Origin of the sequence: Virgibacillus aidingensis (assembly GCF_010994035.1) — a bacterium.
Classification (GTDB): domain Bacteria; phylum Bacillota; class Bacilli; order Bacillales; family Amphibacillaceae; genus Virgibacillus_N.
The window spans coordinates 87617-110566 of record NZ_WIXN01000008.1; the positions used below are offsets into that span (position 1 = coordinate 87617).

The 22950-nt window shown below is 41.0% G+C and carries 21 protein-coding genes, 1 other RNA gene and 1 other annotated feature; of the genes, 4 read left to right on the forward strand and 18 right to left on the reverse strand.

Going from position 1 to position 22950, the window contains the following annotated elements:
- Positions 1 to 38: 38 nt before the first annotated feature.
- From carB to GHD25_RS08690, 5 genes are all read right to left on the reverse strand, one after another.
- The gene (gene carB / locus GHD25_RS08670; protein ID WP_164215993.1) at positions 39 to 3272 is read right to left on the reverse strand and encodes a carbamoyl-phosphate synthase (glutamine-hydrolyzing) large subunit; all 3234 of its coding nucleotides are present in this window, start codon (positions 3270 to 3272) and stop codon (positions 39 to 41) included.
- A gap of 328 nt (positions 3273 to 3600) precedes the next feature.
- Positions 3601 to 4557 (reverse strand): alpha/beta hydrolase, encoded by a 957-nt coding sequence (locus tag GHD25_RS08675; protein WP_164215994.1) that lies wholly within the window; start codon positions 4555 to 4557, stop codon positions 3601 to 3603.
- A gap of 249 nt (positions 4558 to 4806) precedes the next feature.
- The gene (locus GHD25_RS08680) at positions 4807 to 5625 is read right to left on the reverse strand and encodes a cytochrome c oxidase assembly protein (RefSeq protein WP_164215995.1); all 819 of its coding nucleotides are present in this window, start codon (positions 5623 to 5625) and stop codon (positions 4807 to 4809) included.
- A gap of 58 nt (positions 5626 to 5683) precedes the next feature.
- Entirely contained in the window at positions 5684 to 5890 is a 207-nt protein-coding gene (locus tag GHD25_RS08685) for a hypothetical protein (protein ID WP_164215996.1), read from the reverse strand.
- 107 nt (positions 5891 to 5997) lie between these two features.
- Positions 5998 to 6846, reverse strand: a complete 849-nt coding sequence (locus tag GHD25_RS08690) for an SAM hydrolase/SAM-dependent halogenase family protein (RefSeq protein WP_164215997.1) — start codon at positions 6844 to 6846, stop codon at positions 5998 to 6000.
- 171 nt (positions 6847 to 7017) lie between these two features.
- Positions 7018 to 7284: a binding site (T-box leader), on the reverse strand.
- A 139-nt stretch (positions 7285 to 7423) separates the two neighbouring features.
- Between GHD25_RS08690 and GHD25_RS08695 the strand changes: the two genes are divergently transcribed.
- Positions 7424 to 8518 (forward strand): SDR family oxidoreductase, encoded by a 1095-nt coding sequence (locus GHD25_RS08695; RefSeq protein ID WP_164215998.1) that lies wholly within the window; start codon positions 7424 to 7426, stop codon positions 8516 to 8518.
- 546 nt (positions 8519 to 9064) lie between these two features.
- Here the strand turns inward: GHD25_RS08695 and GHD25_RS08700 are convergent.
- The 12 genes from GHD25_RS08700 to GHD25_RS08755 form a co-directional block, all read right to left on the reverse strand.
- A complete protein-coding gene (locus tag GHD25_RS08700) occupies positions 9065 to 9481 on the reverse strand; it encodes a hypothetical protein (protein ID WP_164215999.1) in 417 nt (138 codons plus the stop codon).
- A 10-nt stretch (positions 9482 to 9491) separates the two neighbouring features.
- Complete coding sequence (locus GHD25_RS08705; RefSeq protein ID WP_240452280.1) at positions 9492 to 10046, reverse strand: phosphotransferase; 555 nt, start codon at positions 10044 to 10046, stop codon at positions 9492 to 9494.
- A 32-nt stretch (positions 10047 to 10078) separates the two neighbouring features.
- The gene (locus GHD25_RS08710) at positions 10079 to 10462 is read right to left on the reverse strand and encodes a protein kinase family protein (protein WP_164216001.1); all 384 of its coding nucleotides are present in this window, start codon (positions 10460 to 10462) and stop codon (positions 10079 to 10081) included.
- A 272-nt stretch (positions 10463 to 10734) separates the two neighbouring features.
- A complete protein-coding gene (locus GHD25_RS08715) occupies positions 10735 to 12177 on the reverse strand; it encodes an MDR family MFS transporter (protein WP_164216002.1) in 1443 nt (480 codons plus the stop codon).
- Positions 12178 to 12529: 352 nt separating this feature from the next.
- Positions 12530 to 12898, reverse strand: coding sequence for a VOC family protein (locus GHD25_RS08720; protein ID WP_164216003.1), 369 nt, complete (start codon positions 12896 to 12898; stop codon positions 12530 to 12532).
- A gap of 161 nt (positions 12899 to 13059) precedes the next feature.
- A non-coding RNA gene (gene ssrS, locus GHD25_RS08725) (6S RNA) lies at positions 13060 to 13247 on the reverse strand.
- Between the two features lie 71 nt (positions 13248 to 13318).
- Positions 13319 to 13576, reverse strand: a complete 258-nt coding sequence (locus tag GHD25_RS08730) for a sporulation protein (protein WP_462943523.1) — start codon at positions 13574 to 13576, stop codon at positions 13319 to 13321.
- Positions 13577 to 13580: 4 nt separating this feature from the next.
- Positions 13581 to 13721, reverse strand: a complete 141-nt coding sequence (sspL, locus tag GHD25_RS08735; protein WP_164216004.1) for a small, acid-soluble spore protein L — start codon at positions 13719 to 13721, stop codon at positions 13581 to 13583.
- Positions 13722 to 13827: 106 nt separating this feature from the next.
- Entirely contained in the window at positions 13828 to 15429 is a 1602-nt protein-coding gene (locus GHD25_RS08740; RefSeq protein WP_240452281.1) for an acyl-CoA synthetase, read from the reverse strand.
- 183 nt (positions 15430 to 15612) lie between these two features.
- The gene (locus tag GHD25_RS08745; RefSeq protein ID WP_164216005.1) at positions 15613 to 16083 is read right to left on the reverse strand and encodes an RDD family protein; all 471 of its coding nucleotides are present in this window, start codon (positions 16081 to 16083) and stop codon (positions 15613 to 15615) included.
- Positions 16084 to 16095: 12 nt separating this feature from the next.
- Positions 16096 to 17094: a signal peptide peptidase SppA gene (sppA, locus tag GHD25_RS08750; RefSeq protein ID WP_164216006.1), complete on the reverse strand. Its 999-nt coding sequence runs from the start codon at positions 17092 to 17094 to the stop codon at positions 16096 to 16098.
- 29 nt (positions 17095 to 17123) lie between these two features.
- Positions 17124 to 17819 (reverse strand): CBS domain-containing protein, encoded by a 696-nt coding sequence (locus tag GHD25_RS08755; RefSeq protein ID WP_164216007.1) that lies wholly within the window; start codon positions 17817 to 17819, stop codon positions 17124 to 17126.
- A 180-nt stretch (positions 17820 to 17999) separates the two neighbouring features.
- Between GHD25_RS08755 and GHD25_RS08760 the strand changes: the two genes are divergently transcribed.
- The 3 genes from GHD25_RS08760 to serA all read left to right on the forward strand — a co-directional run bounded on the left by GHD25_RS08760 (position 18000) and on the right by serA (position 21391).
- Positions 18000 to 18416, forward strand: a complete 417-nt coding sequence (locus GHD25_RS08760; protein WP_164216008.1) for a general stress protein — start codon at positions 18000 to 18002, stop codon at positions 18414 to 18416.
- Positions 18417 to 18638: 222 nt separating this feature from the next.
- On the forward strand, positions 18639 to 19805 hold the full coding sequence (locus GHD25_RS08765; protein ID WP_164216009.1) for a pyridoxal-phosphate-dependent aminotransferase family protein: 1167 nt from the start codon (positions 18639 to 18641) through the stop codon (positions 19803 to 19805).
- The gene (serA, locus tag GHD25_RS08770) at positions 19805 to 21391 is read left to right on the forward strand and encodes a phosphoglycerate dehydrogenase (protein ID WP_164216010.1); all 1587 of its coding nucleotides are present in this window, start codon (positions 19805 to 19807) and stop codon (positions 21389 to 21391) included. The genes GHD25_RS08765 and serA overlap by 1 nt, the downstream gene beginning before the upstream one ends.
- Positions 21392 to 22010: 619 nt before the next feature.
- On the opposite strand, the gene GHD25_RS08775 is transcribed toward serA, so the two are convergent.
- A complete protein-coding gene (locus tag GHD25_RS08775; protein WP_164216011.1) occupies positions 22011 to 22823 on the reverse strand; it encodes an HAD family hydrolase in 813 nt (270 codons plus the stop codon).
- Positions 22824 to 22950: the final 127 nt, after the last annotated feature.

A 22950-nucleotide genomic window follows, 5' to 3' on the forward strand; every position in this document is an offset into this window, starting at 1 on the left:
CTGTTGCAAAAATAGCAGCGTGGGAACCGTCCCGATGTTTATATACGTACCATTCGCAATTGTTTTGTATAACTGTTTAATGAAGCTGGCTGTTCATTTAATCTGGCTTCTTTTAGCCATTGTGCCATTGTCATCAATGTTTCGAGACTTGTAAAATATGGAGTCTGATGACGAACAGCCAGTTCTCTGATAAAGTAGCCCACTTTTTCTTTTTCTCTCCCCTGATTGGGAATATTCAGCACAAGATCCGGTGGTGTCTGCTTCCAGTAATCAAGTAAGGCTGCCTTTGTTTCGACCAGCATTTCCGTCTTCACCCCTGCCTCAGCCAAATATTCACCCGTTCCCTTTGTTGCATCGATCGAGAGTCCCATGTCACTCAGCAGGCGAACCAGCGCCAGGCTTTCTCCTTTCATGCGGTCTGAAACAGAAACGAACAACCGGCTGCCTTCCTTTATCAAGGATTTCGCATCATAGGAAAAAACAATCGCTTTTTTCAAAGCTTCCTGCCTGGAAGAAGAGATTCCAATAACTTCCCCGGTGGATTTCATTTCCGGCCCTAATACATGGTCCACCCCTTTTAACTTATTCGCAGAAAATACAGGGGCTTTCACTGTAAAGGAACCGGGATGCATACTTTCATTCACATGTGCTGCTCCCTGTAAACTTTCGCCAAGCTGTGCTTTAACCGCCAGTTCCGTCATTGGAGTATTCATTACCTTGCTCATAATCGGCACGGTCCGTGAAGCACGCGGGTTGACCTCGAGCACATATACGTGTTCATCTTTTATAACAAATTGAATATTCATCATGCCAATGACCGGCAGTTCCCTGCTGATCAGCTGAGCAATATCAATAATTTTTTTCTTTACATTGTCACTTAATGTAACCGGGGGATGAATGGCTATGCTGTCTCCGGAATGCACCCCTGCCTTTTCGATGTGCTCAAATATACCCGGAATAATGGTCTCTTTACCGTCACTGATGACATCTACTTCACACTCTTTCCCGGGAATATATTGGTCAATCAACAGCGGCCAGCATTGATCATTCGTATCCCTCTGTATACGATGAACGTATTTTTTCAATTCATTTTTATCATAGCAAATGAACATGGATTGCCCGCCGATAACAAAGGAAGGCCTAATGAGTACCGGAAATCCAAGGTCATGGACTGAGCCTGTCAGTTCATCAGGATGGTGAACAATATGGCCTGTTATATGGGAGATATTTAACCTGTTTAAAAAATAATAAAACTGCTCCCTGTCCTCCATCTGATCAATATGTTCAGGGAGTGTTCCAAAGATATGGACCCCCTCTTCCCGCAGATGATCTGCCAGGTTGATAGCCGTCTGTCCGCCGAATTGAATAAGTACTCCTTCCACATTTTCTTTTTCAATTACTCTTAAAACATCCTCCGCGGTTAATGGTTCAAAGTACAAGCGGTCCGCAACATTGTAATCCGTGCTGACTGTTTCCGGGTTATTGTTGATAACAATGGCTTTATACCCCATTTTCTTTACTGCAAGTGCGGCATGAACAGAGCAATAATCAAATTCTACTCCCTGGCCGATTCGTATTGGACCTGAACCCAATACAAGAATTTTCTTTTCATTCCCGCTCCCGGCTTTCTCTTCCTGAAGATCATTCCAGGTAGAGTAAAGATAAGAATGAGCGGCACCCTTTTCTCCTGTTGTCTGTACTGCTCTAAAGGCAGGCTTCAATGATTTTTCTCTATAATACGCTCTCAGCTGTGTTTCAGTGATCCCAATTAATTGTGCTATTCTAAAGTCACTGATATTTAACTTTTTCGCTTCAAGTAATACATCATCGTGCAGTTCTGCTAATGCCCTTCCTTTTAATGATTTTTCCAAATCTATGATACTTTTCATTTGAGCCAGGAACCATGGATCAATTTCTGTTAACTGATGAACTTTTTCCGTTTTCATCCCGATGGAAAAAGCTTCTGCAATGGCATATAGCCGCAGATCATTCGGCTCCTGCAGCAGATGTGCTATTTCCTCTTCACTCAATTCATTGAACCCGGGCCAATGAAGACTGAAGTTATTTAATTCCAGCGAGCGTACCGCCTTATTCAAAGCACCTGCAAAAGTCATATCAATCGCCATGACTTCCCCGGTTGCCTTCATTTGAGTGCCGAGAGTCCGGTCCGCTTCCGTGAACTTATCAAAAGGAAAGCGCGGAATTTTCACGGCAGTATAATCAAGCAATGGCTCTTCCAATGCATTGGATATACCTGTCATTGGATTTTGAATTTGATCCAGGGCAAAACCGAGTGCACACATCGTTGAAATATGTGCGATTGGATAGCCGGTTGCCTTTGAGGCCAAGGCCGAAGAACGGCTGACCCTTGGATTCACTTCAATAATAAAATATTCATTTGTATGCGGATGGAGGGCAAACTGGATGTTACAGCCGCCAACGACATCCAATGCTCTGATTACCTTTTTGGAAGATTCCCTTAACATATTTACCTGCTGCTCTGAAAGCGTTTGGGTCGGTGCTGCCACAATGGAGTCGCCTGTATGAACGCCGACAGGATCGATATTTTCCATCCCACAGACGATCACACATTGATCAAAGGAATCCCGCATTACTTCAAACTCAATTTCCTTCCAGCCTTTGATGCTTTTTTCTACAAGCACTTGATTAATCGGGCTTAGTTTTAATCCTTTTTCCAGTAACTCCTTAAATTCCTGCTCATTATTGGCAAAACCTCCGCCTTCTCCACCCAGTGTATAAGCCGGACGCAGAATAACCGGATAGCCAATTTCCCGAATAAATTGCATTCCCTGTTTCATGGATGAAATAATTTCTGATTCTGCAACAGGTTCTCCAATATCCATCATTAACTGACGAAACTTTTCCCGGTCCTCCCCTTTTTGAATTGATGACACACTGGTGCCAAGCAGCTCCACATGATAACAATCCAGAATTCCTTTCTCATGCAATTCCACAGTTAAATTTAATCCTGTCTGACCGCCAAGTGTACCAATCATGCCTCCCGGTCGTTCTTTGGCAATAATTTTTTCCAGCGTTTCTATATTTAAAGGCTCCATGTACACTGTATCAGCGATTTGTTCATCTGTCATAATGGTCGCCGGATTATTGTTTACAAGTACAACTTCAATGCCTTCTTCCTTTAATGCTAAACAGGCTTGCGTGCCCGCATAGTCAAATTCGGCTGCCTGACCGATCACAATCGGACCTGAGCCAATGACAAGCACTTTTTTCGGCAATTTTTTGTTCCCCATGAAAATCTCTCCTCTGATTGACTGACTGCGTTTCTATTCAGGTTTAAAAAATTTTGGCGGAATTAAAATACGCTTTTAAGAATTGCTTAGCTGCAAGCCAAATTTTCTAACTGTTAATTATTCATTATTATAGATTTTTGTACATAAATATGCAAGTATTTTTATATTTATACATCCGGGATTTGTTTTCCCAGCTGTTCATGTACTATAGAAATTTTCATGGTACACGACCACCTCTTACCCGATCCTCCATATATTATAGAACTCCTGTACAAAAAAATAGAATAGGACTGCCTATTCTTTTAAACATACAGGGCAGTCCATTTTCCTAGTTCATATATTTTTCAAGAAAAGCATTCAATTTTTCTGTATATCTGTCTTCCTGTGTGACGTAAGCTTCTCCATGGCCGGCATTATCAAACAGATGAATTTCTGATTCACTTTTCGTATTTTCATATAATTCTTTTGTCATGGCTGTCGGAACAAACGTATCCTCTTTTCCGTGAATATAGAGTATAGGAACTTCCGCCTTCTTTACCTGATCCATTGCCGAAGCTTCTGTCAATGAATACCCGGCACGCATTTGAGTAACCAGGCTTGTGCTTGGCAGTACAGGGAAGGATGGTAAATGAAACATCCGGTCAAGCTGATAGTCAAACAATTCATATACACTCGCATAAGGACTGTCTGCAATCACGGCTTTAACATTTCCGGGAAGATCTTCCCCGCTGACCATCAACACTGCGGCAGCCCCCATGGACAAGCCATGCAGGACGATCTCCGTATCTTTACCCTGTTTTTCCAGCACAAGATCAATCCAATCCAAATAATCCAGCCGGTCGTGCCAGCCGAAACCGATATAGTCGCCTTCACTTTGGCCATGACCACGCATATCTGCAGTTAAAATATTATACCCAAGCTCTTCGTAATAATATTGTCCATATAAGGCCATATCGCTTGCACGCCCAAGATACCCATGGGCAAAAACAGCCGTTTTATTCGTTGGCTCCTCCGCCTCCAGATAGTACCCCTGCAGTTTTAAATCATCATAAGAAGTCAATTCCCATTGCTCAAAATCCTGATTATCCGCCCATTCACGCCAGCCGCCATCTATAAAAACATCCATCGCCTCCGCAGAAACCTCCAAATCGGAGTTATCCGATAAAAAATCCTTCACGTTCCGCTCAATGGCTAAGTTATAAAAATAAAAGCTTGCGATAATATCTATAATTAAAAGGACGGAAAGCAGTCCGATTCCTATTTTTATCCATCTTTTTTTCTTCACATTACTGCCCCCTCTTACATTCTCTTAATCTATTATACAAAAATTAAGCACATGTTCTCCATGGTACATGTTAACAAATCCTTTTTTTCTTTCAGGAAAAATCGCAGTAAATGTGTTAGTTTTTCCTGTGATTAGGACTTACGCATCTTAATATTCTTCAATCGGCTTTATAGCTAAAACTTTCTTAAGGTGTAAAAATGGCTTTCTTTTCCCATAATTGAAAAAGAAAGCCGCAAATAATCCCAAAAGTTATTTTGCAGGTGTTTTTTTTAATGATAACAGCAAGATGGAAAGTGCAAATATAATTAATTGACCTCCCAGCCAATACCATCCGCCAACCTTCTGTTCATGCACCGGCTCAAATGGCAGCAGGGCAGCAAAAAAGTCATCCGGAACGGAATCCAAATCAGGAAAACAGGCTGCCAGGGAAGAGACAAATAAATCAACATCGGTATAAATAACGTATAGTGCTTCTCCTGCTAAAATTAGAATAAGGCTATACGGCACGAGCAGCAGACTATTCATCAAAATATAAATGATTTTTTTCTGTTTGGATAATATATTTTGCGAAATAATAGGAATCCACATTAATATTGCCGCTATAAAAACTGCCAACAGAAAAAAGTAATTCAAATAAAGATCCATTCGGGCAAAATTAAAGATAATTGGGATATGATAGCCGTAAAATAAACCCTGAAACAAGATCGTTGCTGTCATTGGTCTGGTCAGAAAGTGAAAAGTTTTATCCAAAAAAGAGACTGATTTTACTTTTTCAAAAATCTTATTTTTGAATCCCAAAATCAGCAGCGGCGGGGCGGCGATCAGCAATAAAATAAGTTGAATAATATGTGTGCTGAACTGAATCCTGCCAATAATATTTAATGGACTCCCAAGGGCTGCAAATAATGCGATGGTGCCCGCTACAAAAAGAACTGCTTTTTTCATCGAAAATTTGTCATCCTCAGGCAATAGAAAGAAATATATAATTAATCCAAAAATCAAAAATAAAAAAATACCGCCATTCCACATCGTGGAAAAGTGAAATTCATCAAGTATAATATCAAGCATCGTGTACACCTTCTTTTTAATACTTATCCATAAACCCAGTATACTTGATGAATGAATGTCATGCGTGCCCTAAGTTTAACAATATAATGACAACAGAAGGGTTATTAATGCCTCGCTGGATCTGCCTGTAAATATTTGCTGCCCCTCTTGTTGAACTGATGACCCCTACTTCCCTTTTAATAATACTATCGCTTTGTACGAATGCTTCCACCCCGTGTTTTGATGGTGCCCATATACGGCTTTGTATTACATTCGCCGGTTTCACTTTTATTCTCGCAATATTAACCTGCTTGCCACGCGGGGTTTGCCAGGGTTCATATTCGTTTTATATTTTTTTCAATCACAGCAATGCTTCTGTCGCTCAAATGGATCCTATTTTCCTTCCGCTTTGCAAATGCTTATTCCCCAATTACTCCCTGTCCGAATATGATAGGCATTCGCAAAAGATCCCTGATTTAGTGCCACACCAATATTATCCAGGGAGTTTACATAAAGAAGCGGCTCTCCCAGCCGGCTTTCTGCAAAGGAACGGACGTAGTTAATATGATTTTTATACACCTGCTGATTATTATGAATAATCGTGACTTCCAGCGTATCCCCATATTCTATCGCTGCTTGCTTAAATAACTCCCGGTTAATATTCGTCCACAGGTTGCCAAAACGGATATCCAAAATATCAATATGACCGGAAATCACTTCCCCCTCCAAAATGGCATCCGGTTTAGAAAGAGCGATAATTTGATCGGCTTCTACGAGCGGGCCGACGTCCTCAAAGGATATAACTCCTGCAGCCAATCTTGCCCCAGTATAGGCATACACATCCCTTCCATGAAAAGTATACGATTCACCCGACTTTGGGAGGCGATTTAACCTCTCATCTATCATACGCACTTCCACAATGCCAATATGATCTTTAATATGGGTTAATGTTCCATTATCAGGTGTGACAATATACTGATTATCTGCCGTTTTTGCCACCAGACTCAGGCGCTCTGTTCCCACTCCGGGGTCCACAACGGAAATAAACACCGTCTCTTCCGGCCAGTACGTGATCGTTTGAAATAACCGGTAAGATGCTTCCCAGATATTATAATTTGGTATATCGTGTGTCAGGTCAAAGATACGCAAATCGGGATCTACAGAAATAGCTACCCCATACATGGCACTCACAGCACCGTCACTAAGTCCAAAATCAGTCTGCAAAACCAGATTTCTCTTCATATTGAACCCTCCTATTTATTAGTAAAGCCTGCTTAACCAAGCCTTTAAGTGATAACCTCAACACCGCAAGCATAGGCACAAGAAACGGCGGTTATAAAGGCTCTTGCACATATGCATGTAAGAAGTTTCATGCTTCCTGCATGCAAAAAAACCACGCCATTACCGAATAACGGTAAGGACGTGGTTGAATTTACGCGGTTCCACCTTACTTCACTGCATGCTCACACATACAGACTCTGCAAGTACGAAAAACATTTTCCGTTTTTTATACTGTGGCAAGAATAACGTATGCCAAACCCGCCGGAACCTACTAGTATATCATACGTTCAGCACGGAGCTCAGAGGCCATTGTTCAGATTCGTATTTTGCTTCTTTTCACCGGCCGAAGCTCTCTGCAGAAAATAACGGAACCCTACTTTTCCTCTTCATCACTTTTTTGCAAGTAAATATTAGAGATTATTATACGAAAATAAAAGATCGGATGCAAGCGTTACAAATCCATTTCCATTCTTAAGCTGCATCGTTTGTGAAATACGTTATAATAAAACCATTAACTATTTATGGAGGTGGCGATTCAATGAAAACCTTATTTTTTACAGGATATCCAGGTTATCTTGCTGAAAATTTACTAAAACAGGTTCTGCTTGATGAAAAGGAAATAGAGCACGTATATTTACTCGTGCTGCCGGATCAAAAACATTCGGCGGCTGAAAAAGTTGCCTATGCAGTAAAACAAAGCGAATTAAGCGAGGAAGCTTTCACCATTATAACCGGGGATATTACAAAGGAAAATCTGGATTTGCATCCGGAAATAAATGAAAAGTTAATAACCAGCGTGACACATGTTTTTCACCTGGCTGCCATATATGATCTGGGAGCAGATAAAGAACTTGCATTTCACGTTAACATTAACGGGACAGAGAAGGTGAATAAATGGGCTGCATCTCTAAAGAATCTGGAAAGATACATTTATTTCAGTACGGCTTATGTATCAGGCACCAGAGAAGGAAGGATCTATGAACAGGAGTTAGTAAAGGGGCAGACATTCAGAAATCACTACGAGCACTCAAAATATGAAGCAGAAATACTTGTCGAGAATCTAAAGCCGTATATACCGACTACCATCATTCGGCCGGGTGTTGTACGAGGACATTCCATCACCGGAGAAACGACTAAGTTTGACGGAATATATTTCATGCTGAATTTACTGGAACGGCTAAGCAGTCTGCCAACAATTCCCTATTTCAGTAAAGGAACGGCTGAAGGGAATTTTGTCCCGCAGGATTATGTGTTAAAAGCAGCAAGCTTCCTGTCATTTTCACCGGTGGGGGAAAAGAAAACCTATCATCTGACAGACCCAAACCCATATACAATGAAAGAACTGCAACAAATGCTTTCGGAAGCTTATTTAGGAAAAACGCCAAAATTTACAATTCCATCCCAAACGGCAAAAATGCTGCTGTCCATACCGGCTTTACGAAAGTGGCTAAAGGTGGAAAAAGAAGCCATGGATTATTTTACTGTCCATTCTTCCTATGATGTGTCGCTGGCTGCTTCAGATTTGGCCGGGTCAGGAATTATCTGTCCGGATTTTAAAGACACAATCCGGACGATGGTGGAATTTTACCGCAAATATAAACATGACCACACAAGGCATATTTATATTCCTTAATTTTACATAGGCAATAAGAAGCATATCCTGCTGCATTTGTCTTGGAATAGCATACTACTATATTCATATGGTTTACAGTAATATAGTTTCAGTTATATATCTGAAAGCTATGAACAATGTACTATTTTCTAAAAATTACCACATTAACGTTAATTTTTGTAGTATACTGATTATGACAGGCTACCCTGGGATGAGCTTCGGTTAAAGCTGTAAAGCACTCTTTTATTGGCGGCTGAAAAACCCCTCATGAAAGGGTGAAAATTGTGATTCCAATTGACACGACGATGCACCTCATGTTTATGTTTGCCACACTTGTGCTGTTGATTGTTGATACCCGTGGAAAAAAGTAAATCGCCCTGCTGATTGTCGGAACGGGAAATTACTTTTTATCCAATAAAAGGCCGCCGCATCTTAAAGGTATCTGTCGGAGTCGCAAGTGACAGCTTGCGGCTCACCTACGCACCAATGTCATTCTATTCACTACTTTATAAAAACATTCCTCAAACTGCAAGTAAATAATTACCATATTTTAAGTTTTCCCGGTCATTATTTTTCCGTTTTCTGTTCTTTCTGCCTGCCTGATTCTTTTATTTTTCCTAAAATCGTCATCCATAACTCTTTTCCTTTTTCCAACATAAAGCCATACCACTTTTTGAAATTTTCCCCATGAAGTGTATAAATAAATAACACTGCCCAGGCGGTCAAATAGATATACATCAATCCAATGAGCACCGCCCACAAATTCCTGTTCAAAAATTCCTGTAAGAGATAGGACACACCTGATATATTTGCAGGTTTACCGCCGATGAATATTAAATTTATCAGGGGCACAGCAAGAGAAACAATGATTGTAATATAAGCAAATGGAATTAACTTGTTCTTAAAATTACTTACAATAGCTGTAAGTAAAGTAAGGAACAAAAAACCGGCATAGAAAAAAAGCCCTGCTGACATTTCCATCACCACCACACTCCTAATTACCCGTTACATGATCTGTTTTAACCTGCAGCAAAAATAACTCCAGTGCCTGTTTATTTATCCAGTTTCTTCCCCAGACATCTTCATTTTCCAGCATTGTGCCAATGAGCCAAATCCTTCTTGCTGTAATCAAGAAAGGCAAAACGCCAAAATCGTCTTTTTTTAAATCCCGCTCATTCAGATACCCCTGCATAAATGCTTCCCAGCATCTTTTTTCATCATTTTTATAATTGGTAATCAAATTCCACCAGGATACTGCAATATCATAAGCACGATATCCAACAGCACTGCGATCAAATCCAAATATCTTCAGTTTATTGTGATGGATATGCATATGATGATTATGAAAATCTCCGTGGCAAAAACCAATTTCCAAATCCTTTTCAGCCAACACCTTTTTAATATTTTCGATGGTATCTTCGAATGTCTTTACTGCGTCTTTATCAAAATATGTGTACAGTACAGGTGTTATGAATGAAGCCGGTTGATCCAGCAAATATGCTTCATCAATTTGAAATCCTCGAGTTTGCTGCGTTTGAAATGAATCCATTTGTACGTGCATTTTTCCAAGCGACTTTCCCATCAGATGGGAGTTATCTGTATTACTCTAGGTCGTTCCCCATTTGCGTAAGAAAATAACACGCCATACCGTAATCCTTCCGGCGCTTTTATTTTACAAAGATAGGAACCGTCCTTCTTTTTAAGCGGAAAGGAAATGGGATAATTTTTTTCTTTTAAATGGTTTAGTGCATCCACCTCAAATAAAATCGCTGATTTATCCCGCCATTTATGACGGTACACCCTGAAAATATAAGCATTATTTTCGTCTTGTATATAATATGTATCATTCAGCCCCCTTGTTAGAAATCGGCATTGTTTAATCGTCTTTAGTTCATAATGCTGCAGCAATTCTCTAATAGTAGTTTCATCAATTAAGGTATGCTTCGCTTTGATCATTGCAGTCATAATGTACCCCCAACAGTCTTATTATGCCTCTTTTAAAGTAATTCGATCTTCATTCAAAAATTCCTGTATTTCAATCGTGACAATTACAAGTCACCATTCCTTCCTTTTATTTGCACGGTTCGAGTTTAAGAGGTAAGTTCTTGAGATTGCTTCTCCATCGTCTTCAATTTAGATTTTTATAAATGGATTTACTAAAATCATGAACTTACAGGATAAAATAATCACATATAAAAAATATGGGGGCTCCAAAACACTTGGAACACCCTTGTAAATCATCGTGCTTTATGTTCTGTTACCTTGTTTCCCGGCTGCCATGCTGGTCTCGTCCCTTTGATATAGAAAGCCAGGATCAGTCCCGCAAGTGATAGTCCTGCCGTAATATAAAAAGATACATTGACACCATGAATTAATTCAGCCGGCGCAGCGTCCGGGCCTGTATTCAATGCAGCTGCAGTCATCACTGTAATTAATATGGCAGTTCCAATCGAAGCTGCCACCTGCCTCATTGTATTTGTCATGGCGGAGCCGTGCGGGATTAATTTTCTTGGCAGCTGATTTAGTCCCGCTGTAGTGGCAGGCATCATTACCATGGAGATGCCAAACATGCGAATGGCAAAAACAGTTGTAATAAAACCGAGGGATGTCTCCGGTGTTAAATTGGTATATAGAAAAGAAGTAATTGTTAATAAAGTTAATCCTGTAATGACCAGATATCTGGCACCGAATTTATCAAAAATCCTTCCGTTAACAGGAGACATAAATCCCATAATTAATGCTCCCGGGAGCACCATTAGACCCGCTTCCAGTGCAGTATAACCCGCCATGTTCTGCATATATATAGGCAAAATCGTTTCCGCGCCGATTAATCCTATAAAAGCTATCATTCCAATAATCGTGCTGATCGTGAATATTTTATTTTGAAAGACACGAAATTCCAGAATAGGCTGTTTCAGCTTCAGTTGGCGAAGAATGAAAGCTGTAAGCGCAATGGCTCCTGCAGACAGCGCAGTCAGCACAGTGAAGTTTGACCAGCCAACGTTTCCCGCCGAGCTGAACCCATACAACAACCCGCCGAACCCCAAAGTTGATAGAATGATAGATATGGCGTCCACTTTTGGGTAGGTTTGTTCCGTAACATTCTTCATAACAAAGTAAGCTATGACTATATTTAAAATTGCAAATGGAAGCACTACATAAAATAGTGACCGCCACGGGTATTGTTCAACCAGCCACCCGGAAATAACCGGACCCAATGCCGGTGCGAAGCCAATCACAAGACCGACTGTGCCCATCGCTGTCCCTCTTTTTTCCACAGGAAAAATCAATAAAAATATCGTCATCATTAACGGCATCATAATTCCTGCACCGGAAGCCTGAATAACCCGTCCAATCATTAGCATTGTAAAGTCCGGGGCAAACGCACATACCAGCGTCCCAAATGCGAATATGCTCATCGCCGTTAAAAATAACTTTCTCGATGTAAATGTTTCTATCAAAAAAGCAGTAATAGGAATCATAATTCCATTCACCAGCATAAAAACAGTGGTTACCCACTGTGCCGTATTCTCTGTTAAATTTAGATCTGCCATAATATGGGGAATGGCAGTGGCAAGCAATGTCTGATTTAAGATGGCTAAAAATGCACCTGTGATAAGTACAGCAACGATGGGAAGCTTGTTTATTTGTTCCGGATTTTCTATTTTCACCTTACTCATGACTGCATCTCCTCGTTGCAATGAAATTATTAACTATTATAAACGTTATAAAAGCAATATCCATTTTACCATACTTATGGGGAAACAAAACCTTATCCATCGTAAAATTAATTCTAACGTGTAAATTACGGGATGAAGGAGGACGAAATTTATGAAACAAGCGAGAGGATGAAAAGCTATTCCCAACGGCAAGAGAAGAAAATATGTAACACTGCCGGCATAAACTCAAGTTTATCTGGTGTATGAGCCGCGCTAAAAACCAGTCTCACCGAAAATTGTGGTCATTCCCCTGATTTCGTCGAATAGCCGGCAGTGCCTGTCACTTTGAATTCTTGGGGAGTTACAGCCGTACCTATTGCCACTCAAGAAATTCAATTCTGTTCCCGAATGGATCTGCAACATAAAAACGGTGCGCCCCCGGAAGGCGATCATCAACTTGAAAATTTATGTCTTCCTTCTGTAATTGCACCTTTAATGCTTCCAGATTTTTCACACGGATTGCCGGATGTGCTTTCTTTGCGGGGGCAAAAGGGGATTCTGTCCCAATGTGGATATGGACAGCTCCGGCCTGAAACCATACTCCCCCATTTTTCTTCAACGTCTCCGGTTTTTCTATTTCCTCAAACCCGAGCTTATCCCGGTAAAAATGACGGGCTTCCTCCTCACTATCTAAGGGTGATGCCAATTGCACATGATCCAATGCTTCATATTGAAAAGCCATACCATTACCTCCCTTAAATTAAGCGTAACATTCCGGCCAGAATGAAGATAATACCATTTTTTAATCGGAAGAGACATCATTTACTTATATGGCGGGACATCTGATTCTAAAATACAAAAAAACCAGTTCCCTCTAAGAAACCGGTTTCTATCGTTATGTATATACAGGCCACAATTGCCGTATTTAAGATAACAAGTTTTTAACCACCATATCACCAGGTGGGTGTCTGCAGAAACTTTCCTGTCTTCCGCTGCACATTGACGGCCCGACATTAGAGTTTCAATGTAAAACTCCCTATTATCTCGTTAGAGGTTAAAACTTAAGTGAAATACGAACATTGCAGCTTGTATTTATAATTATATATTAAACCTTTCACTCCCATTTTGCAATGGGAATAATATCCTAATTTTATGTCTGATTTTAGAATAATAACTCGTATACTTCTGTCAGTTCTTTTACCCTTTGGACATATTGCACTCTTTTTGCATAAGCCAGTTCATTTTCCAGCACATCGTTTAAATAGGTGGCTTCTTCTTCATCCAGCTCTTTTACAAATAATTCTTCACTTGCGTAATTGCCTCTTTCCAGTTTTCCCATGATATTTTGACATAGTTCGTTATCCCTGTAATTTGACAAAGCTTCGGATAAATATTTTAAAGTAGGATCGATTAGATTCACCTTCTTATATCTTTGTATTCTTCTTTTTTGCCCGCTGTTCCAGCTGGGATTTTGGCTGCTGATCTGAGGCATCTTCAGACAATCCTTGCGGGTTTATGCTCGTAACATCTCTTCGTTTGCTGTACTGGTTTTTCCTTTTACTCATTGCCAACACCTCCAGTACTAGTGTTGCAAGTTGTCAATTTTCTATTCCTGTAAAATTTACAGAAGATAAAAGCACCGTGCCGGAGCACAGTGCCTTTTCACCTTGTTCATGTCCAAAATTTCTCATATTTATCCCTCAGCGACCGTTTTAACACCTTTCCACTTGGATTTTTCGGCAATTCATCGGTAAAGTCAATATATTTGGGAACTTTAAATTTTGAAAGTCTCGCCCGGCAGAATTCTTCTACCTCCTCTTTAGATAAATTCGCTCCTTGCTTCGGAACAATAACGGCTGATACCGCCTCAATCCAATAGGCATCAGGAATACTGATTACAGCTGCTTCCGAAACACCATCCAATTGGTAAAGCGTCTCCTCCACCTCTCTGCTCGACACATTGACACCGCCGGTATTAATCATATCCTTTTTGCGGTCAACAATAGTAATATAGCCTTCTTCATCCTTCACCCCAAGATCTCCACTGTGGAACCAGCCGCCTTTAAAAGCTTCAGCTGTTTTATCCGGATCATGTAAATACCCTTTCATTGCGTGAGGGGTACGGTGTACAATTTCGCCAATTTCGCCGCGACTTATCTCTTTTCCTTCTTCATCAACAATTTTTGTTTGTACATTCAGTGACGGCGTTCCTGCTGAACCGAGCTTTCGCAATTGATCCTCCGGCTGCAGTGCAGTTGCGAGTGGAGCTACTTCCGTTTGACCATAAAAGTTCCAAAACCTGGCATTGGGCAGCCGCTCGGAAAGTTCCTTTAAAATTTCCCTGGGCATAATTGCAGCACCATAATAACATTTTTCCAAGCTGGATAAGTCACGCCTATCAAAATCTTCATGCCTTAACAGGGCAATCCAGACGGTCGGCGGTGCAAACAGCTGCGTTGCCCCTTCTTCTTCAATCGTTTTTAAAATAATCTCCGGACTTGAAGTACCCAGCACAATTCCACTTGCCCCTACATAAATACTTGGTCCGAGAAATACATGCAGCTGTGCACTATGATAGAGCGGCAGCGCATGAATGGCAATATCCCGGGATTCCATTTTACCGTCTACAATACAGCTCACATACTCACTGATAAGGCTCTTATGGGAAAGCATTACCCCCTTTGGCCGGGATTCCGTCCCGCTCGTATAAAGGACATGTGCCAAATCATCATCTTCAATATCTGCATCCACAAAATCTGCCGGCTGGCCTTCACGTGCCATGGATAATGGGGTCCATGCTGATAACTCGCCTTCAAACGTGCCGAGAACATCCATTAAATAACGGAATTTTATCTCTAATCGGCCCGCTGATTTATCAAGGACCCGGGCATATTCCTCTGAAGCAATAAATCCGCTGGCTTCCGCATGTTCCAGAATATATTGCACATCTTCTGCAGAAAGCATATAGTTAATCGGAATCATCACTGCACCAATTCTGGCAAGGGCAAAATTTACCACGATAAAATCTAGACTGTTTTTGGACATTACGATAATCATGTCCCCTTTTTTCATCCCATCGGCCAAAAAAGCATGTGCCGTCTGGTTTACCAAATCATCTAACTCTGCATAATTTAACCTTTGTGATTCATATACTACAGCTGCTTTTTCCGGCATTCGTTCCCTCGTTCTCACAAGCAAATCTCCCAGTGTACTGCGTCTTGTACGCACCAGCATTTTTTCCAGTTCATCATGTACATTTGTTTCCGCCTTCATTTTCTCCACTCCTCAAATGACATTTTAAGATGAGTTGCTTGCTGAATATTTCTTCTTTTTAGTTTAATCCATATTTTCTCCCAATACAAGCCTATTCTATAGCAAAATACGAAACTGCATCCTGATTTTTCTCAGATAAATAAAAAAATTAAGGGGCAGATCCTATAAAGAATCTGACCCCTGTTAATCGTCGAATATTACCCTTGTATTTCCTATCATGTCATGTACTCCCTGCTTCTGGGAGGTAAATCCGACTATTACATAAAGCAGGAAAGTGAAGGAAAAAACACGATGAAGAAATCTGCCGACAACCTCCCTGAACAAAAGATCACTCCAGTTTAATGCCGATAAATCCTCACGTACCACTTTTAACCCAAAAATCATTTTTCCCAGCGTCCGGGAATAAAAGCGTGTCATCAGCAGGAAATACAAATAGAAAATAACGGATCCGGCAATCCCTGCTGCTGTCCAGTAACCTATTTCCATAGGGAGACCATCATTCATAAAACGAAGCGGGCTAAGCAGGATACCATTTATACTAAAAACAACTAGCAAATCAGCCAAATATGCCCAAAATCTCATCCAAAAGCCGGCAAATTTTGGTTTTGTCCCTGGTTCGTCATTGGTTGTATATACTTCTTGTTCTTCACTCATCAGAACCATCTCCTATTTCGTGTATAAATACATGGCACTCGGTGCATTGGATTGTCTGAATAGTTCTTGTAATCCAAGGATGTTCACATCTGGTGAACCGAATGTGCTTTGTATTGTTCCCATCAAATACTGGCTGAAGCCGGCATTTGCCTCGTATTCAATGACTGAAGCCTGCTGCAGATCATAATCATCGCGGAGCATGGAAATTGTGTCATCCATGGAACCTAAATCATCTACCAGCCCGTTTTCGTATGCCTGTTGTCCGGTATACACCCGGCCATCTCCCAGATTTCGAACCTCATCTTCATCCATTCCGCGTCCATCTGCAATAACCTGTACAAAATCATCATACATTTCATCAATAATCGTCTGTAAAATCTCAAATTCCTCTTCGGTCATATCACGGGTTGCAGACATAATATCCTTATATTCCCCGCTTTTAATTGTATTGAAATCAATGCCGAGATCGTCGGCCAGCTCGCTAAAATTTATGCTTTCCATAATAACCCCGATTGAACCGGTTACAGTCGCCGGATGTGCGACAATCTTATCCGCCGGGGCAGAAATATAGTACCCGCCGGATGCTGCTGTATTGCCCATTGAAATGTAGACAGGCTTTTCATATTCCTCTTGTATTTCTGCAATCTGATCATGTATTTCGGCACTTTCCACTACACCCCCGCCAGGTGTATTTACCCGCAGGATAATGCCTTCTACTGTATTGTCCATTGCAGCATGCCGGAGCATCTCAAGGAACCCTTTGTGGTTATAGGCGGTGGAGGATAAAAGTTCATTTGTGGACACATCCTGGATCACTCCTTCCACATGAAGAACTGCAATTTTTTCATTAAAATTTCCTTCCTCGATGACATTCTCGTCAAACGGTCTGTCCCAGAAACCAAATGCTTCCTCAAAATCCGTTGTTGCCATATTTGCCGTAAATCGAAATACGATCGAAATCAGGAACAGCCCAACCGCTATAGCCAGGGCTACCCATCTTCTGTTGTTCATTATGTAACCTCCTCAATAAAACCAGTATGTTAATTTGCATCCAGGATATCCCATGCAGTGATGATCCCAGTCAGCCTTTCCTGCGGCGTGCCGGTTTTCGTAATTAATAATGCTTCCAGCCGTTTACCTCTGCCTATCTGCTCCCTGAAGATCTCTACCGCCCGATAAACAGAAGCTTTATTTGCGATAAATTTATAATTTTCTTCCCCCTCAAAAGGAAGCACTTCCCTGATCAATGTTTTACTGGCAAGGCGGGGATCCCCTTCATTATTTGCCAGCCATTTTGCTATCCCTTTTTGGGTAAGCAGGCCCTTAAATATATTTTTCTCATAAATAGGAAATTTAGACAGATCTTTTTCCCGGAACATCATCAGCATATCCGCGAGAGAATCAGTTTCCTGAAAGGTGAATACTTCTTTGGAAAAAACGGAACCGACCAATGTCGGGTGCGTCAATTCTTTTTCAATCCGCTGAATTCGTTCCACAATAGAATCATGCGGTTCAGCGATAGCATAGGCCATATCAATTTTATTATGTACAATGGCATTCCGCAGCTCGGCAAAAGATAATAAATCCTCGCTGTAACGTCTTACAATGGCATTCGAACTCCGGAGTATTTTTACCGATCTGGCAAACCCGATGTCCCTTCGATTGTTCAATCGTGATTTTAATTGCTTCTCTATTTTTGTAAAAGCCGTTAAAAATTTCTCTGAGTTTTTATACATAACCTTCTCCCCACTATATGCTGGCCTTTCATAAGAAAATACCCAGCAGAATATCATACTGTTCACTTTACCAAGATAACCACTTCCATGTCTAATTATGAACTGAAAGGCAACCGTTTAAAATTACCCCTTAGCGGGAAAAGCCATATATATTCTTCTATATTACGGGAGGTGTCAAAGATGGGAAATGAAGTTTTCGGTCCTTATGAATCAAGAGATGAAGTAATTAATATGGTGACCGCCCTGCAGTTAAAAGGCTATAAATCCAGCAACATTTCCTTATTTGCCCACGAAGATTACGCAGAAGATTTAATTAAACATACGGACGTAAATGTGGAAAGCGAGACTGACAGTAAACAAAATCAGCCAAAATTTGTGGAAAAGATACAGCGCTTATTTTCGAATGACAAAAATTCTCACGCTACCCTTTATGAAAAGCTGACAAATGAAAACATTTCCGGCAAACAGGCGGACAAGCTTATGGAAGCAATTGAAAACGGAGAAATTGTTGTTATTGCAGACAATGAATTGAAAATGGGAAATGACAGTACTTCCAATGCAGTCTCCATGAGGGAGAACATGATTCAGCGCGAGTAAACTTACTGTAAATAATATAAAAATTGGAGAGAAAAACCTCACTTATTTTCTAAAGTGAGGTTTTTCATGATATAATTTAATTTATTTTAACTGTGTAAATGCGTTGACATTTGCATAGAATTTGCTATGCTGATTAATATTAAATAACTAATAAACAAACATTAAAAACATTTTTTAAGTTAATGTTCGGCTTTTGATAAATTATTGAAGGGAGTCATGATAGTGCTGAAAGAACAACAGATCCTAAGAATTCCGGGTCCCACCCCTATTCCTCCAAGTGTGCAGCGGGCTATGTCACAGCAGATGATTGGTCACAGGGACCAGGATACGAAAGAGCTGATAGAGCAGATCAAACCAAAGCTTAAACCGATATTCGGGACAGAAGAAGAGGTTATGATTATTGCCGGAAGCGGTACAGCTGCTTTGGAAACAGCAGTGGTAAATACTGTGAAACCAGGAGACGAAGTTTTAGTTATTATTACCGGCTCCTTTGGCGACAGATTTGCAAAAATTTGTGAAGCATACGAAATAACAACCCATCGTTTGGAAATAGAATGGGGAGATGCAGCGGATCCGGACGAAGTGAAAAACTTTCTGGAAAATCACAGCAGCATTAAGGCAGTATTTGCCACTTACTGTGAAACCTCCACAGGTGTATTAAATCCGGTGGATGCGCTTGCTGAGACCGTACATAATCATTCGGAGGCTTTGTTTATTGTTGACGGAGTTTCATGCCTGGGGGCAGTTGAAGCAAAAATGGATGCATGGGGCATTGATCTATTGGTCACCGGTTCACAAAAAGCAATGATGCTGCCGCCGGGACTTGCCTTTATTGCTGCAAGCAAACGTGCCTGGAAAGTAATAAACCAAAATCAACAACCCCGTTTCTACCTGGACATGAAAAAATACCGGGATAATTTGGATAATGATTCAACACCGTTTACACCGCCTATTTCCTTGTTATTCGGTTTGGAGGAAGCGTTAAAACAAATACATGAGGAAGGTTTGCCGGAAGTTTTTTCACGTCACCAGTTAATGATGCATATGGTAAGAGCGGGATTTCTGGAACACCATATCCCGCTGCTGACAACGGATAAAGCAGCCTCGCCAACAGTTACAGCGATGCAGCCCGAAGATTTTAAAGCAGATGACCTTAGAGCGATCCTGAAAAAAGAATTTGGACTTTCCATTGCCGGGGGGCAAAACCACCTGAAAGGAAAAATATTTCGCATCGGCCACATGGGTTATTGTTCTCCAGCTGATATATTGCAGACCATTAGCCTGATTGAAATAGGATTAAGTAAAATAGGGGAAAAAATTGAGCTTGGAAAGGGCGTACAAGCTGCCCAGAAATTATATATGAACTATTCACTATCGGAGGTGCAATAATGGCTTTTCGCGTATTAATAACCGACCCCCTCAGCGAGGAAGGGATAAAACCCTTACGGAACGAGCCATCCGTTGATATTGACGTGGCTACAGAGCTTTCCGGGGAGGAGCTTAAAACGAAGATTGCGGATGCAGATGCGTTGCTGGTAAGAAGCCAAACAAAAGTAACCCGGGAAATTATTAACCAGGCAAAACAGCTGAAAATCATTGGAAGAGCAGGTGTTGGTGTAGATAATATCGACCTTGATGCAGCAACTGAACGAGGCATTATCGTTGTAAATGCACCCAACGGGAATACGAATTCAGCAGCCGAGCACACAATGGCAATGCTTATGTCTTTGTCAAGAAGGATTCCCCAAGCCTATCAATCCCTGAAAAATCAGCAATGGGAACGAAAAAAATATGTTGGTGTTGAACTAAAGAATAAAACGCTTGGTATTGTGGGGCTCGGCAGAATTGGGGCAGAGGTTGCCCACAGAGCAAAAGGACAGCGCATGAAAGTTATTGCATATGACCCTTTCCTTACCGAAGAAAAAGCCGAAAATCTAGGAATAGATTACGGCAGTTTTGAAGAAGTAATCCAAAAGGCAGATTTTATTACCGTCCATACGCCATTATTAAAAGAAACAAAACATTTAATTAATGCGGATGCTTTTAACATGATGAAACCCGGTATACATATAGTCAATTGCGCCAGGGGCGGGATTATTGAAGAAAATGCGTTATATGATGCCATTATTTCCAAGAAGGTAGCCGGTGCTGCATTGGATGTGTTTGAGGAAGAACCTTTTTATGATCATAAGCTGCTTGATTTGCCTGAAGTAATCGCCACCCCTCACTTAGGTGCAAGTACAGTGGAAGCACAGGAAAATGTCGCCATCGACGTTTCAGAAGATGTCATTAGCTTTCTTGCCAAAGGTTCGGTCAAAAACCCGGTCAATCTGCCATCCGTTTCCAGTGAAGCACTTGGAAAGATTGAACCATATTTTAACTTAGCAGAAAAACTTGGAATCTTTTTAAGCTATCTATCCAATGATGTAGCCGAAAAAATAAATATTTATTATTCAGGAGACCTTTCCGGGGTAGAAATAGCACCAATCACCAGAAACACGATTAAAGGTTTACTGACACGCCACCTCGGGACACATGTTAATGATGTAAACGCCTTTTATCTTGCCGATAAAAAAGGCATAACCATCCATGAAAACAAGACATCCAAAGCAAGAGGGTTTACCAATTTGCTCACGGTAGAAGTGGAAACAAAATCAGGCACGCGCAGTGTTTCCGGCACATTACTCAATGGACTCGGTCCGCGCATAGTGGAAATTGATGATTATAGCGTGGATGTAACGCCAAAAGGACATATCGTTGTCATCCATCATAAAGACCAGCCTGGGGTAATCGGGAAAATGGGAAACCTGCTCGCACAGCATGATGTAAATATTGCCACTATGCAAGTAGACCGCTCAGATGTCGGCGGAAATGCCATCATGATGCTCACCGTAGATAAATACCTGGAGAATAAGGAAAAAGAAGCACTGATCAGACTGGAAGAAATCAGGGATGTTACCGCGGTGGATCTTTAGGCTGACAGCAGTTGCTGTATCGGTATCTCCATTCCAACGATTTTTAGGGGATTTTCTTTAGGCGGGTTCATTGCCGAAAAAATCCATGATTCATGTATTTAAAAAGCGATCTCGAAGACATATATCTGGTACATTAGATCAGATATGTCCTCGAGAAGCGATCTCGAAGACATGAATCCGGTATATTAGTCAGATATGTCCTCGAGAAGCGATCTCGAAGACATAAATCCGGTATATTAAATCAGATATGTCCTCGAGAAGCGATCTCGAGGACATGATGCATGTAAAATTCGTGACCCATGTACTTGAGAAGCGAACCAGGGCATATGAATGACGGATTACTACAGCTAAATTCAAGTATATAAGCGATGGTTCATTAGTATGAGTAGCCCTATGAACTATAGGTCCTTCCCTCCAACTTATTTATTCCCAGTTCCGCTCCCCGGCAGGCCGCTGGAATTATACTCGGTGCAGGTCCGTGATCAGACAGGCGATGCTTCAGGGAGCCCTCAAACTGAACCAGGATTAAAGGGGTAAATAACACGATAATTTCTTTCAAACAAGGTACCGCCCAAAAAAATCTGACTAAACATTCGGGGGCACCCGCCTTGGTCTGTCATTACCCCAAACTATTATTTTTCTTTCTCCGGTCCATATCATCCAAAAGCAGCAGCAATTCTTCCAATTGGGAAATTTCATAGGTTGGTACAACATCACTGTGTTCTTTCCCCTGTCTGTTTACCCAAACGGAGTCTATGCCGGCTTTGGAAGCACCAAGTATATCTGTCATAAGATTATCGCCGACCATCAGTGCTTCTTCACTTTCCACTCCCAGTTGTTTTAAAGCATAAAGAAAAATTGAAGGATCGGGCTTGCCTTTTCCAAAATCACCGGAAATCACGATATGATCGAAGTAAGGCACTAGCTCCGGTGTAATTTCAAGCTTTGTATTTTGCAAATCGGGAGAGCCGTTTGTCAATAAAAGCAGCCGGTAATCATTTTTCAACTGATCCAGCACTGAAAATGTGTCTTCATAAACAAAAGCATATTTCCTGCGGTTAACCGGGAAGGCTTCTGCTAATTTATGCCCGAAATCAGGGTCATCTGCACCGGCATCATACAGGCCTCTTGTCCATGCTTCTTTCCGGTAGCCGGGTGCAAGTCTGTTCAGCTTCTGAAAATCCTCTCCTTCATCAGAAAAATCACCCCATAGCCCTTCAAATGGGTTGATTCCGATCATTTTCGTAAATGGGTATGTTTCATAGGAAGCATACAGCTCTCTTGCATTTTTTTGTACATGCTCCTCCAATATATCGGGATGGATGCCAAATTTCTTTTCTGCAAGCTGGCATGTTGCTTTAAAAGCCTCTTTCACACTTTTTTCATCCCATAATAATGTATCGTCCAAATCAAATAAAATTGCTTTAACCACCCACTCAGCCCCTCTTTTTCTCACATATACTATCTCAATTATACAACATAATTTGAATTATGAAAAAAAGTGTGGCTCAAGGGTTGATTTTCTGCGATATATGGCGTATGATTATTATTAAATTTTC

Excerpts from the sequence above, each read along its gene's own strand:
- carB (WP_164215993.1), bottom strand. The coding sequence starts at position 3,272 with ATGGGGAACAAAAAATTGCCGAAAAAAGTGCTTGTCATTGGCTCAGGT.
- GHD25_RS08680 (WP_164215995.1), bottom strand. The coding sequence starts at position 5,625 with ATGCTTGATATTATACTTGATGAATTTCACTTTTCCACGATGTGGAAT.
- GHD25_RS08690 (WP_164215997.1), bottom strand. The coding sequence starts at position 6,846 with ATGAAGAGAAATCTGGTTTTGCAGACTGATTTTGGACTTAGTGACGGT.
- GHD25_RS08695 (WP_164215998.1), top strand. The coding sequence starts at position 7,424 with ATGAAAACCTTATTTTTTACAGGATATCCAGGTTATCTTGCTGAAAAT.
- GHD25_RS08705 (WP_240452280.1), bottom strand. The coding sequence starts at position 10,046 with ATGGATTCATTTCAAACGCAGCAAACTCGAGGATTTCAAATTGATGAA.
- GHD25_RS08710 (WP_164216001.1), bottom strand. The coding sequence starts at position 10,462 with ATGACTGCAATGATCAAAGCGAAGCATACCTTAATTGATGAAACTACT.
- GHD25_RS08715 (WP_164216002.1), bottom strand. The coding sequence starts at position 12,177 with ATGAGTAAGGTGAAAATAGAAAATCCGGAACAAATAAACAAGCTTCCC.
- GHD25_RS08720 (WP_164216003.1), bottom strand. The coding sequence starts at position 12,898 with ATGGCTTTTCAATATGAAGCATTGGATCATGTGCAATTGGCATCACCC.
- sspL (WP_164216004.1), bottom strand. The coding sequence starts at position 13,721 with ATGAGTAAAAGGAAAAACCAGTACAGCAAACGAAGAGATGTTACGAGC.
- GHD25_RS08740 (WP_240452281.1), bottom strand. The coding sequence starts at position 15,429 with ATGAAGGCGGAAACAAATGTACATGATGAACTGGAAAAAATGCTGGTG.
- GHD25_RS08745 (WP_164216005.1), bottom strand. The coding sequence starts at position 16,083 with ATGAGTGAAGAACAAGAAGTATATACAACCAATGACGAACCAGGGACA.
- sppA (WP_164216006.1), bottom strand. The coding sequence starts at position 17,094 with ATGAACAACAGAAGATGGGTAGCCCTGGCTATAGCGGTTGGGCTGTTC.
- GHD25_RS08755 (WP_164216007.1), bottom strand. The coding sequence starts at position 17,819 with ATGTATAAAAACTCAGAGAAATTTTTAACGGCTTTTACAAAAATAGAG.
- GHD25_RS08760 (WP_164216008.1), top strand. The coding sequence starts at position 18,000 with ATGGGAAATGAAGTTTTCGGTCCTTATGAATCAAGAGATGAAGTAATT.
- serA (WP_164216010.1), top strand. The coding sequence starts at position 19,805 with ATGGCTTTTCGCGTATTAATAACCGACCCCCTCAGCGAGGAAGGGATA.